This is a genomic window from Proteiniphilum sp. (genome assembly GCF_034927365.1).
Classification (GTDB): Bacteria; Bacteroidota; Bacteroidia; order Bacteroidales; family Dysgonomonadaceae; genus Proteiniphilum.
Genome location: NZ_JAYFQD010000001.1, coordinates 120,381 through 134,520 on the forward strand (window position 1 = coordinate 120,381; position 14,140 = coordinate 134,520).

At 44.3% G+C, this 14,140-nt stretch carries 9 protein-coding genes and 2 pseudogenes; 9 read left to right on the forward strand and 2 right to left on the reverse strand.

Going from position 1 to position 14,140, the window contains the following annotated elements; translation table 11 throughout:
* The first annotated feature begins 29 nt into the window (after positions 1–29).
* From VB073_RS00445 to VB073_RS00480, 8 genes are all read left to right on the forward strand, one after another.
* Positions 30–1,586, forward strand: coding sequence for an arylsulfatase (locus tag VB073_RS00445; RefSeq protein WP_323402162.1), 1,557 nt, complete (start codon positions 30–32; stop codon positions 1,584–1,586).
* A gap of 155 nt (positions 1,587–1,741) precedes the next feature.
* On the forward strand, positions 1,742–3,022 hold the full coding sequence (locus VB073_RS00450; protein WP_323402163.1) for an acetylxylan esterase: 1,281 nt from the start codon (positions 1,742–1,744) through the stop codon (positions 3,020–3,022).
* A gap of 66 nt (positions 3,023–3,088) precedes the next feature.
* Positions 3,089–4,528, forward strand: coding sequence for a sulfatase (locus tag VB073_RS00455; RefSeq protein ID WP_323402164.1), 1,440 nt, complete (start codon positions 3,089–3,091; stop codon positions 4,526–4,528).
* 41 nt (positions 4,529–4,569) lie between these two features.
* Positions 4,570–6,150: a sulfatase gene (locus VB073_RS00460; RefSeq protein WP_323402165.1), complete on the forward strand. Its 1,581-nt coding sequence runs from the start codon at positions 4,570–4,572 to the stop codon at positions 6,148–6,150.
* 42 nt (positions 6,151–6,192) lie between these two features.
* Positions 6,193–8,049 carry an endonuclease/exonuclease/phosphatase family protein gene (locus VB073_RS00465; protein WP_323402166.1) on the forward strand — a complete coding sequence of 619 codons (1,857 nt, stop codon included), beginning with the start codon at positions 6,193–6,195 and terminating at the stop codon, positions 8,047–8,049.
* A 137-nt stretch (positions 8,050–8,186) separates the two neighbouring features.
* Positions 8,187–8,867 (forward strand): hypothetical protein, encoded by a 681-nt coding sequence (locus VB073_RS00470; RefSeq protein WP_323402167.1) that lies wholly within the window; start codon positions 8,187–8,189, stop codon positions 8,865–8,867.
* A 172-nt stretch (positions 8,868–9,039) separates the two neighbouring features.
* On the forward strand, positions 9,040–9,711 hold the full coding sequence (locus VB073_RS00475) for a hypothetical protein (protein ID WP_323402168.1): 672 nt from the start codon (positions 9,040–9,042) through the stop codon (positions 9,709–9,711).
* Positions 9,712–10,264: 553 nt separating this feature from the next.
* Positions 10,265–10,891 carry a hypothetical protein gene (locus tag VB073_RS00480; protein ID WP_323402203.1) on the forward strand — a complete coding sequence of 209 codons (627 nt, stop codon included), beginning with the start codon at positions 10,265–10,267 and terminating at the stop codon, positions 10,889–10,891.
* On the opposite strand, the pseudogene VB073_RS00485 reads toward VB073_RS00480, so the two are convergent.
* Together VB073_RS00485 and VB073_RS00490 are read right to left on the reverse strand one after the other, a co-directional pair.
* Positions 10,788–11,051, reverse strand: a pseudogene (locus VB073_RS00485) (cysteine peptidase family C39 domain-containing protein); the annotation flags it as partial. The gene VB073_RS00480 and the pseudogene VB073_RS00485 sit on opposite strands and share 104 nt — an antisense overlap.
* Positions 11,052–11,272: 221 nt before the next feature.
* Positions 11,273–12,493: pseudogene (locus tag VB073_RS00490) on the reverse strand (S41 family peptidase); the annotation flags it as partial.
* A 624-nt stretch (positions 12,494–13,117) separates the two neighbouring features.
* Here VB073_RS00490 and VB073_RS00495 point away from each other — a divergent pair.
* Positions 13,118–14,104, forward strand: a complete 987-nt coding sequence (locus VB073_RS00495) for a glycoside hydrolase family 43 protein (RefSeq protein ID WP_323402170.1) — start codon at positions 13,118–13,120, stop codon at positions 14,102–14,104.
* Positions 14,105–14,140 lie beyond the last annotated feature (36 nt).

Here is a 14,140-nt window from a genome sequence, read left to right on the forward strand (position 1 = left end):
ATTCAGGCCATATAACAACCATTCCGATTATGAGACATATTTTTACCCATTCCATCTTATCTGTGGGCACCTTAATTGCTTTTCCCCTGCAGGCACAAAAAATGGCAGATGAAAGGAAAGCAGAGAAACCCAATATTGTATTGATTTATGCGGATGACATCGGCTGGGGAGACCTCTCCTGTTATGGAGCCCACCGTGTGACCACTCCCCATGTGGATGCCCTGGCGGAGAATGGTGTCCGTTTTCTCAATGCCCACTCGGCAGCAGCCACCAGTACACCCTCCCGTTACGGACTGCTTACAGGTGAATATCCATGGCGGAGGAATGGTACGGGAATTGCCCGTGGTGATGCGGGATTGATTATCAAACCCCATCGCTACAATATCGCAAAGCTGATGAAGGAAGCAGGCTACACTACCGGAGCCGTAGGAAAATGGCATCTTGGCATGGGAGAGGAAACCGGTACTCAGGATTGGAATGGAAGAATTGCTCCCGGCCCCCACGAGATGGGGTTCGATTACTCCTACCTGATGGCTGCCACCGGCGATAGGACGCCGTGTGTATATCTTGAAAATCAGCAAGTCGCCAATCTCGATCCCAGAGACCCTATCAGCGTGAGCTATACGAAGAATTTCGATGGAGAGCCTACCGGCAAGGATAACCCCGAACTGCTCACAAAGCTGAAACCCAGCCCCAACCACGGGCACGACCAGAGTATCATCAACGGCATCTCCCGTATCGGTTATATGAAAGGGGGCAAGGCGGCGCTATGGCAAGATGAAACGATCGCCGACAGCATCACCTCCCGGGCAGTCCGTTTTATCACCCAAAACAAGGATAAATCTTTCTTCCTCTACTTCGGCACCAACGATATCCATGTTCCTCGCTATCCGCACGAACGGTTCCGCGGTAAAACCGATATGGGTCATCGGGGTGATGCCATCGTCCAGTTCGACTGGGCGGTCAGCGAGGTGATCCGTGCCTTGAAAGAGGCGGGGATATACGAGAATACACTGATTATCTTGTCGAGTGATAATGGACCGGTGATAGATGACGGTTATGCAGATGAAGCCGTGGAACGGTTGATGGATCACAAACCATGGGGACCCTACAGAGGCGGTAAATACAGTATGTTTGAAGCAGGTACACGCGTACCTTTTATCGTGCACTGGCCTGCCGTAGTACGCCCGGGAGTTTCAGAGGCACTGGTCTCCCAGATCGATCTGTTAGCTACACTGGCAGCCTTGACCGGTGTAACGCTGGAGGAGGAGAAACTGAGCGATAGCAAAAATCAGCTCTCTGCATGGCTGGGTGAGGACAACGAAGGGAAGGAATACCTGATCGGTGCTGGGAATTCACTGATGATCCAGACCAAAGAATGGAAATACATTGAGCCCAATAACGGCGGTGCTTACCAGAAACTGACCGATATTGAGACAGGAAACAGCCCGAAGGAGCAACTCTACCATCTCCTCTACGACCGGAGTGAGTATGATAACGTAGCGGGGAAGAACCCTTTGATGGTACGATTCCTGAAACAGATATTGGATGAAGAAAAAAGTAAAGGAGTAAGAATGGATCTTTGATTTCAATTATTTTGCTTACCTTGCCCAACAGTAAAACGTTCAATTACATTAGGCGTTTTCTCGCAATGGCATAATCCAAGCTAGCTTGTCTTCTGCTCATACTACTTAACAAAAACGTTCCAATTAAATATATCAACAACTAAAAAATATTTACAATGAAAAATCGATTTTTTTTGCTTTCGTTCTTTCTCTTGTCCCTTTGTCTGGAAACTATTGCCCAGCCACCCCGACAGTTAGTGCAGGTGATCGTGACTCCCGACAAAGCCGACTGGACCTACCAAAAAGGAGAGCAGGCCCAGTTCCGGATCATGGTGCTGAAAGACAATGTAGCACTCGACGGGATCGATGTGAAGTACAGCATCGGTCCCGAAAAGATGGATGCATGGGAAGAGAAAACCATCACTCTTAAAAAAGGAGTCGCCACGGTAAAAGCAAAACAATTCAATGAGGCCGGATTTTTGCGGTGCTACGCATCGGTGGAAATTGATGGAAAAACCTATTCCTCTTATGCTACTGCGGGATTTACCCCCGACCAGATTAAACCGACCACAACCCTTCCATCCGATTTCGAACAGTTCTGGGAAAATGCCAAAGGCGAATTGGCCAATATTCCGATGAAACCCGTAATGACGCTGATGCCTGAGCGGTGTACCGACAAAGTGGATGTGTACCACGTGAGCATCGACAATTTCAGGGGGAAGGTCTATGGTATCTTATGCAAACCCAAGGCCGAAGGGAAATACCCTGCCATACTGCATGTCCCGGGTGCCGGTATCCGCCCCTATTACGGAGATGTATGGAGTGCTGAAAGAGGGATCATCACCTTCCAGATCGGCATCCATGGTATCCCGGTGAATCTCGATCAAAAAGTGTATGATAACCTGAGCAGCGGCGCACTCGGCAGCTACTGGGCCACCAACATGGACGACAAGAACTATTATTACTTCAAGCGGGTTTACCTGGGTTGCGTCAGGGCTGTCGACTTTATCGAATCACTGGATTGTTTCAACGGAGAAGATATCGCGGTAACCGGTGGAAGTCAGGGTGGCGCTCTCTCGATCATCACCGCCGGACTCGACAGCCGTATCGATTACCTGATTGCCTTCTATCCTGCTTTGTGCGATCTCACGGGTTATCTGCACGGCCGTGCCGGAGGATGGCCTCACATGTTCAGGGACGGTTTCACCAATAAACCCGAAAAAGTAGAGACCTCCAAATATTACGATGTGGTGAATTTCGCACGGTTCGTAAAAGTGCCCGGATGGTATAGCTGGGGATATAATGACGATGTATGTCCACCCACATCAATGTATGCAGCCTATAATGTCATCACTGCGCCCAAAGAGCTGAAAATCTTCCCCGAAACGCAACACTGGACGTTCCCCGAGCAACATTGGGCAGGATACGACTGGATGTATAAAAAATTACAGGAATAAGGGTAGGTACCCGTAAGCTAACTCGACAGCAAGTTAATTCATTATTTGTCGATAACAATCAATCAGATGCATAAACGAAAGATGAGAGTGGGAATCTGGAGTACGGTAGCTCTTTCGGCTGCTGTTTCCTGTTCCTCTTCTCAACAAGCAGGGAAAGCCGGAACAGAGTTACCCAACATAATCCTGATTCATCTCGATGACATGGGATACGGTGACCTGTCGCTGACCGGAGCTACCGGATATAAGACACCTCATATCGACAAGATGGCCAATGAGGGGCTTTTCTTCACCCACTATTATTCACCCCAGGCGGTATCAAGCGCCTCACGCGCCGGCCTGCTTACAGGGTGCTACCCTAACCGTATAGGATTCGCCGGAGCTTTAGGTCCCACTTCTGAGGTAGGCATCTCGAATGAAGAAGTGACCATCGCCGAACTGCTTAAGACAAAAGGATATGCTACTGCGGCCTATGGGAAATGGCACCTGGGCGTACAACCTCAGTTCCTGCCGACCAACCATGGATTCGACGAGTTCTACGGTATCCCTTATTCTAACGATATGTGGCCGTTGCATCCGACAGGCACCTATCCCAATCTGCCACTGTTCGACAATCTGAAGATCGTGAACCCGGCAGTATCACCCGATGACCAGGCTCAGTTCACCACCGGTTTCACCTCCCGGACAGTCGATTTTATCAGGAAAAACAAGAAGAATCCCTTCTTTATCTACCTGGCACACCCAATGCCCCACGTACCACTCTATGTCTCCGACAAATTCAAAGGAAAATCACAACAGGGGCGTTTCGGCGACGTGATGATGGAAATCGACTGGAGCGTAGGAGAGATTATAAAGACACTGGAAGAGATGGGACTGGATAAAAGTACACTGGTGATCTTCACTTCCGATAACGGTCCCTGGCTCAACTACGGTAATCATGCGGGAAACACCGCCGGTTACCGTGAAGGAAAAGGGACTACTTTTGAAGGTGGTCAGCGTGTACCCTGTATCATGATGTGGAGAGGTGTGATCCCCGAAGGAAGTATCTCCAACAGCCTTGTATCCGGAATCGATATCCTCCCCACCCTGGCAGAGATAACAGATGCAGCCCTCCCGGAACATATCATCGACGGGGTGAGCCTACTGCCGATACTCAGGGGAGATGTAGAAGCCCAACCGCGGGAAAGCTTTTACTATTATTACCGGCGGAATAACCTGCAAGCCGTCAGGCATGGTCATTGGAAGCTGATCTTCCCACACCAGGGAAGGACCTACGGAGAATTTCAACCGGGAAATGACGGTTCTCCGGGCAAAGTCAACGAAGGGTTTCAGTTTCCCGGCGCCCTCTATGATCTCCGTCGCGATCCGGGCGAACGATACGATGTGAGTGAGAGTAATCCCGACATCGTAGCACAACTGACACAGATTGCAGAAAAAGCCCGTCACGACCTGGGTGACGACCTCACGGGAAATGAGGGTACAAACCGGAGGCAACCCGGTAAGATGTAGGATGTATGAAATTAACAATTTAATGATTAAACAGTTAAACAATGAAACAATATAACTTGACGATCCCGGTGAAATGGGTAGGCATCGGTTCATTGGCGTTACTGGGTGCATGCCAGCAACAGGAGAAAGAGACGCAGCGCCCCAACATCATTTTTATCATGAGCGACGATCATGCCTACCAGGCTATCAGCGCTTATGGTTACGGCCTAAACGAAACACCGAATATGGACCGGCTGGCAAAAGAGGGCGCCCTGTTTACCCGGTCGACAGTCACCAACTCCATCAGTGCACCCAGTCGTGCAGTCTTGCTTACCGGCAAGCACAGTTTTGTGAATGGAAAAGTCGATAATGAACATCCTTTCGACTGGAATCAACCCAATTTCCCCAAACTGATGCAGGCGAACGGCTACCAGACCGCTATGATCGGCAAGATCCACCTCGACGGTATTCCGCAGGGATTTGATTTCTCGATGGTGCTTCCGGGACAGGGACACTACTACAATCCCGATTTCCTGATTAACGGAGAGAAGGTGCGTAAAGAGGGTTACTGTACCGAGATCATCACCGAAACAACACTCGATTGGCTGAAAAATAAACGTGACCTTGATAAACCATTCTGTGTGCTTTACCACCAGAAGGCACCCCACCGCAACTGGCAGCCCGCCCCCAAATACCTCAATCTCTATGACGACGTCACTTTCGAACCCCCTTCAACCTTCTTCGATAACTATGAAGGACGCGGAAGGGCGGCAAAGGAACAGGAGATGCAGGTCCATGGCCATGCCATGTGGGGACACGACTTCAAGATGATCGTCAACCCCGACGGGGACAGCACCGGATTCCATCACGAATTCCGGCGCTTCAATGATAAACAGCGGGAAGACTGGCTGGCCGCCTATACACCCGAAAACGAGGCATTCAAGGCGAAATACGACCAACTCACTGACAAAGAGATCGCTATATGGAAATACAACCGCTATATCAAGGATTACCTGCGTACCATTCAATCGATTGATGATGGCGTAGGTGAACTGCTTGATTATCTGGAAGAAGCGGGGCTGGCAGAAAATACCATCGTGGTCTACACCTCCGACCAGGGTTTCTACCTTGGCGAGCACGGCTGGTTCGACAAGCGGTTCATGTATGAAGAATCATTCAGGACTCCCCTCTTGATGCGCTATCCCAAAGAGATAAAGGCAGGCACCGTAATAGATGCTTTGGTACAAAACCTCGATTTTGCTCCTACCTTCCTCGACTATGCAGGTATTGAAGCGCCGGAAGAGATGCAGGGCGAATCATTCCGTCAGTTGGTAGCGGGCAAAACCGACCAATGGCGCGATGCGGTCTACTACACCTATTACGAGTACCCCTCGGTGCATATGGTGAAACGTCATTATGGCGTAGCCACCGACCGGTACAAGTTGATCCATTTTTATTACGACATAGATGAATGGGAGATGTATGACCTGAAAACGGATCCCAATGAGATGAAGAATATATACGATGATCCGGAATATGCTGACGTGAGGGAAATGCTTCACAAGAGACTCGAAGAGTTACGCCAACAATACGGTGACAGCGATGAACTCAACGGGAAATTCCTTAAGGAATACCTTGAATAATGTGCCAATATGCCAATGTGCCAATGTGATAATATAAAGAATATGAATAAGATAACGATTTTAACGATTTTCTGCCTCATGCTGTTCCATGCCGGGGCGCAAACTTTCCCGCAGCGGGAGAATACACACCGCTTAATGAGTTACAATATCCATCACGGGGAAGGGATGGATGGAAAAATAGATATTGAACGGATCGGCAAGCTGATTACCGGCATCAATCCGGAAGTTGTAGGATTACAGGAAGTGGACAGCGTCGTAAACAGAAGCGGCAATATAGATATCCTGCAATTGCTTGCAAAACAGACCGGTATGTACTCTACCTTCGGCTATTCCATCCTGCACGACGGCGGTAAATATGGCAATGGAGTACTGACCCGCGAAAAACCCCTAACCGTAAGGAAGATATCACTGCCCGGAGCCCGTGAAGCCCGTACCGCACTGATCGTGGAACTCGATCACTACGTGGTAGTCAATACCCACCTCTCACTTACCGACGAAGAACGGCTCGAATCGGTCAAAATCATTACCGATGCTGTAGAAAAATATGATAAGCCGGTATTCCTGATGGGCGACCTCAATGCCACTCCCGATTCCAAACCTATCACATTCCTTCAGGATAAATGGCAGATCCTTTCCAATCCCAAGCAACCTACCTCCCCCTCGGTCACCCCGAGATCTACGATTGACTATATCATGGGATACACTGCCAAAGGGCAGAGCTATGCAAAATACAATGCCCGGGTAATTGATGAGCGGGTGGCATCGGACCACAGGCCTCTTTTCGTGGATATCCGCCTGAAAGCACCCGCATCGAAGGTGATGCGCACCATTCCATACCTCCAAAACCCCGGCACCGACGAGATGACCGTGATGTGGCTAACCAATGTACCCGCCCGCAGTTGGGTAGAATACGGCATCGATCCCGATCCGGACAAGATGGAACGGGCACGCGCTTTCATTGAAGGAGTGATGGTGGCAAACAACACGATCAACCAGGTACGCCTCACCGGCCTACAGCCGGGTACAAAATATTACTATAGGGTCGTCTCACAGGAAATCACCCGCTATTCCAGTTATTACAAGGAGTTTGGAGATACCGTCAGATCCGACATCAAGTCTTTCACCACCTGGAGTGATAATATAAAAGACTTCCGAGTGATTGTATACAACGATATCCACAGCAATATGCAGATGTTCAATAAACTCCACTCATTGGTGGAGGACAAACCCTATGACCTCGTCATCTTCAACGGCGACTGCTTCGATGATGTGGAAAAAGAGAGCGACATCATCGACAGGTTGGTCACCTATACCCCACGGATCAAAAGTGACGAAATTCCTTCCATATTTATCAGGGGAAACCACGAGACCCGGGGTGAATATTCCCTCTATCTCTGGAATTACCTGGGAAGAATGCATGGCCGCTCCTACAGCGCCTTTTCACTGGGTGACACCCGTTTTGTGCTTCTCGACTGCGGTGAAGACAAGCCTGACGACCACTGGGTATATTACGATATGAACGATTATACCCAACACCGGATCGATCAGGCCGAATTCCTGAAAGAAGAACTGCAATCCACTGCGTTCAAGAAGGCGAACAAACGGATTCTGATTCATCATATCCCTATTTTCGGATTCAAACCCGATTCCTTCTCCCCCTGCTCCGATTTATGGATACCGGTATTGAAAAAAGCACCGTTCAATGTATCGCTCAATGCCCATATGCACCAGTATAGGGTAATAGAAAAGGGAGAAGATGGAAACAACTTCCCGGTCATCATCGGAGGAGGCAATCAGGAACCCAACGGTACGGTAATGATACTCGAAAAGAAAGGAAATAAACTCACCCTCGAGGTAATCAATGCGGCAGGAGAAAAATTATTGGAAAAAATATTATAAACATTTATGGAATCCTGAGGGAAATTGTATCTATAGAGTGGATAGGTGATTAGTGGACAAGTGTGAAGGTGGGAAAGTTTTATTTTCAACATATTAAAGCAACTCGAGACACTATCAATGACTAAATACTCAAATTTATGAAAACAAATAGGATACTTCGTTTTATTCTTTTGATCATTGCTTTTGGAATATGTAATAATTTCTATGGGCAGGAAACTGAAAATGTCGATCCCGGAGAATCGGAGAAAAAATATATAATCCGGGAAAAAGAGTATGAAGAAGCCTGGCTCCGGGACCCAGCTTATGTAGACGGGGATCCGGACACCTTGTATTTTTTTAAATCAGAATTTGTGAGTGATGGCAGGTATCATTTTTTTCGCCGCACGCCGTTGTCCCTGAAAAAAGGATGGACTAATATTTTCTCCGATGATGAAGTAGACTTTTCGGGTTTTATATCTTTCCCCCCCACAAACAACAATGGGAAGAAAGGCTATACCCTGACATGGTTGTATAGAAATGATTCCCTCTATCTCAAGGATGTTACACTACGATTACATGGAGAACAGCAAGGATTGCCGCGTGACGAGATAATATCGCGAATTGAAGAATTCACCCAATGCAAATTTGAAAACGGATTGATGTTTATTGACTGGATTTCAAGCGATTTCGGCTTAGTCACGAGACATACCCGAATTCCGAGGGAAAGATATCGTAATTCTTTAGAATATTCGGAATCATATAATAATGGTTTTTTTATAATTTTCGACAAAGGGAAATCCATATACGTCCGTGTAGATGTAAGAGAGAACAAGCATTGAGTTTACAAAACAAAAATAGGATCGAAATACCGCAAGCAAGAATCATTACAATGGATAAGGAAAAACGGGCTTTGTCGTTTTCTTTTATAAGTATTACAGGTATAAACGTGATCCCATTATTGAACTTTTTGCAGAAGAATTATTAGATGATTTCTTTAACAAAGGAGACGCTATGAAAATATCAGCATTTATACTTATCATACTTTTCCTAAGCACTGGTATTTTTTCGCAAGAGAAGAGGTATTATAACGAAGAAAGCAGAGAGAGAATCAAGCAATACTTTAATTATTACCCTCATAAAGACGAAAGGGTAGATTCTTTACTGATAAACGATAAAGTTTATTATTTTAACGGAAGCCCTCTCTTTTTTCTTGAAGGAGCATTGAATGTAGTGTATGACGATATACTTGTAATACCCCAGATAGATACCGGATATACTTTACTATGGTCAATAGAAGATGGAAAATTATTTATCAAATCGATATATATCTGCCGAACCGACTATACTACGGATATAAAACCAACCGAAGATGAAGCATTAAAGAAACTGGAGGTTTTTTTAGGGAGGAATTTTGAAGGAGACAGGCTCTTTGCCGATTTTGCCACCGGAAAGTTTGTTGTCTATAAATATGCTTTGTCGTTATGTGCTTGCGGTGAAGGTTGGTCCAAATATTCCATCGACGAACAAAACCAATATAAGAAAGATATCTTGAATCGACAAAGGATCTATACCTTGGAGTTTAAAAATGGCATATTGGTCAAAATGAGTAGAAATAAAAAATTTGAAAGAGAATTAAAAAGATTTCTGAAGAATATAGATGGACTACCTCATCCTTTTATATAAAACAAAGGAAACTCTATGAAAAATCAATTGCTGTGCTTATTCGCCTTGTTTCTGGGATTGAATCTTTTTTCCCATGAAAATAGAATCGGAAAAGATTCCAAGGAGATTTTTGACGAAAAAAAAGAACTTTCTATTATACGGTTTACGAGAAAAACGCGACAGTGTTTTCCGTCAGAAAATAACCTACTGGAAAAATAAACAATAGAATTTTAGCTGATATTTTTAGTATTTAGGATAGTATACTTGTGCAAAAGAATTTTAAACTATATTACCACAGCCACCTAAAAACATTGAATGGCTACATTTTATATTGACAAGGATTCTGAATTTCAAACGTGGTTCAATAACGATTTTTGATATCGTAATACATTAGATGACCCTAATTATTACTGGAATAAGGTCAATGCCAATACAAAAGTAAAGCAACTGATCTACAATCACCTTTCGGAAAAAGATCGGAACGAAATAGATTTTAAAATTTGGTATTGCACATTAAAGATGAATGCTACAAATAATAATTAATTAAACCCGAATAGATTAAACAAAAGGAACAATGGAAACAAAAAAAGTATTTTATATCGCCTCCATTCTGTTTATTGGAGCCTGTTTTTTTTCATTTTCACTTTCCGCCCAAAACCACGGGAAGATTATACCGCTGGTGCTATATAATCCCGCCCGTTTTACGATTGGGATAGAAGAGGCTTTTATGTTGAAAAGCCAGTATATCGGAATAGATACCGAAGGAGGGAACGTCAATTACTTCCTGAAATTGGACGAGTCTCCCAATAGGGCAGAAGAAATATCCAGTTCCTATCTGGCACAAAAAGGAATAAACCTCGACCTTTTAAATACGCCTGACAGCCTATTTCTCGTTATCATTGAGCCGTTTTATCGGCGCGGATCTAAATTCGAGATATTGGGTAGAAAATCGGGCGGGAAATATTCTTTTCGCGACTCGAGAGGAAGGGGTGATTATCAAAGTTTTGAAGACATGATACGGAAAATATATGGTGTGCCTGAAGTTTTCAGGCTCAAATACCTGCAAAGCCAGGAGAAATATATGACTTACAGATGGGATTCCAATGTAAAATACAAGGTAAAGGTATTTGAGTTATCAATTTGTCAATTGTGGTTCTTATTCCGGTTGAACGAAACCCAATATTCTCTGCCGCATCACTAACCCCTAACATACTTACTCCTTCACGAGTAATAAAACTCTTCTCGCGTAAGTTTTGTAACGAATAAGTACGTCCATAATATTCGGCAATCATGCGTAAGCAGGAAGGACCGCAATCCATCGCATCCAACTGGCTATAATAAGGAAAAGGTCTTTTGAGCATAATTAACGATGACGGGAAATGCGAATAATCTCTTTAAAGTCTTCCAACTCCAAAGGTTTAGTCAGGGGATAAGGTATATCCGGTTGTAGAAAACCGCTTTCGGGAGAAACAGGTGGAAAAGATTCAGTATATTTTGTAGCACAAGCATATTCAAACTTTGAATTAGGCAAGGCTCCCAAAATGCAATCGGCCGAGTATGGTGAATACTGTCCGGAAGGCTCTCCCACGAGCACTCCCGCTTTGCTTAATTTGATGGTTTCACAGAAATCATTGCCTGCTGAATAAGTTCCCGGCCCCATAATGACAAATACCTCTCCTTCGAACCCATCTTTCTTTCTTTTTGTTTTGTGTGCACGCTCTACTTTTCCTCTCTTGATCATCTTTTTCACATTTTTCAATGCCTTCTTCATGCGAATATAGGAGTCCTTCTGGTTCTTGTCATCCTTGTCGTAATGTGAGAGCAGGGTCTCCACAAAAGAATAAAGCTTGGAGGCTCCTTCTTTCGTTGAATACCGGATCGTCTTCGACTGATAAGCTTCATACTTCAGATGTTTTAATATATAATGATGTATCAAATCAGATCCTCCCCCGTTTTGAGAAACATCTATAAACAGGCTGGTTATCCCTTTTTGATTTACCTCATTAAAGAAATCATCAATCGCCTTGATAAAAATTTTTTGTGGTATTTCACGAATATCTGATGTATTGTAATAGAGGACAGCAATGGATTCCTCTTCATAGATTATAGGTTGTAATATCGCTTTGTGATAAGTCGGATGCCGGCTCGGATTATTGTTTAGCGACCATTCTTCTCCCGATATTGCATGGATCAATGTGTCTTTAACTTCTCCTTTTTCACCATCCATTAATTGGCATTTAAACGGAGCTTTCAGTTTATAGTAATCTGCCAGGATTCCGTTAAGGGTAAAATTGAATTTATGCATTCTTCCTTGAGGATTCTCCTCCCATGATATAGTCGAGGAAATCTTACGTTGCAAATCCATGGCATCAATTCCTTCAATAGAAATCAGCACATCATTTTTCAAAAAAACTTTATCATCTATGCAATTAACCCACGGGAAGATTTGATCAGAGAAGCGCCATCCCATTATAACTTGTGTATGCCCATCAGTGAAGCCATTGAATTCATCGAGAATATATCTGAATTCGGCTGTTGATAGAGCCCTATTGCATTTATTCTTTATCTCATTATACAGACTGTCAAACTCAGATGCTGAATAACGGGCAAATAACCTGGGATGCACCTGTTTTATGGTTGAATAATAAAATTCAATATCCTCGTGCATTTCTTGAATAGATAGGGTATCTTTTTCCTTAGCCGTTAAATTCACAACCAAGAAACTCAACATTAAAAATAGACATATATTCCTTTTCATGGTATTCATTTTACTTGAGATGGTTCTTCCTCTTTCAGGTTTCATAACTGAGTGCTTCAATTTTTAATCTCTTGGGGTTTAATTCCCCCACTTGTGGCAAGAAAACAATTAATTTGTCCTTATAAGTACCCCCTCTTCTTGTGGTGGGGTAGTTCATTGTGTAAAAATGCAAATGTATAAATTTAAAAATAAAACTCCCCGATGTTATATTATGTTATACAACACGTTGTAATTACGTGACCGAAACTCCCACAATTTTGTAACCATCTTTATTGCCCGTCGGTTTCGAGGACATTATCCGTTCCCTTGAATGTGTAGGGTATGCCGAAGATGTTGAATACGAGTCTCTGGACGGAGGTAGGAGTTGTGTGGATATCCTTGTATTTTCACTCATCACAAAGTAAACATTTCATTTAGATATGGATATATAGAAGATTATTGATTGTGGTAAAACCCTCTATACAGATTTTAGTCCGCAAACAGGGCGGAAGTTACAACAAATATTTATATTTTTGTGCTCTGTTTACCGGTAGTAGCCTTTTCCACTCATCACAAATATGGCTGCTTTTATTAAGATATGTAAGTAGCAGGCTAATTTTTCTGTGAATATCTTACCGGATGTACTCCTGATATAACTAATATAACTACATAAAATTTGATTGTTCGAAAATGAAAAAAGTACTATTAATGCTGGCGGGAGCCATTTTCTTATCAACATGTGCAAGCAACAAAGCCAAAGAGAAGACAGTTCAATACTCGGGAAATCCCATTTTTGAAGGGTGGTATGCCGATCCGGAGGCTATTGTATACGATAATCAATACTGGATATTCCCCACCTACTCCGATCTGTATGAAAAACAGGTCTTATTCAACTGCTTTTCGTCTCCGGACCTGGTGAACTGGACCAAACATGAGAATATCCTTGACACGGCTGAGGTAAAATGGGCCAGGATAGCCATGTGGGCACCGGGAGTGATCGAGAAAGATGGAAAATACTATTTCTTTTTCGCGGCCAATGATATCCAGAAAGAGAGTGAAATTGGGGGTATCGGCGTAGCGGTAAGCGACAAGCCGGAGGGACCCTATAAAGACTTGCTCGGCAAACCGATGATCAATGAAATTGTAAACGGTGCACAACCCATCGACCAGTTCGTTTACAAAGAAAACGACAGCACCTACTATATGTTTTACGGCGGTTGGAGACATTGCAATGTAGTACTGCTCAAGAATGATTTTACCGGAATCAGGCCTTTCCCCGACGGGGAACTCTATAAGGAGGTAACTCCTAAAAATTATGTGGAAGGACCTTTCATGTTCAAAAAGGAAGGTAAATACTATTTCATGTGGTCGGAAGGCGGTTGGGGTGGTCCCGATTACAAGGTAGCCTATGCCATTGCCGATCATCCGTTAGGACCCTTTGAACGGATCGGTACTATTCTGGAGCAGGATCCTGAAATTGCGACAGGTGCCGGCCACCACTCGATAATCCACAACCGGAGAAGTGACGACTGGTATATCATCTATCACCGTCGACCGGAACCCAATAAGCATCGGGACCATAGAGTGACCTGTATTGACAAAATGGAGTTTGATGAAAACGGTTATATTAAGCCGGTAAAAATGACTTTTGAAGGGGTAGCAGCCAATCCGCTCTGATTCCTACCCTGCCGGCTCACCCCAAAGCCTGCTAAC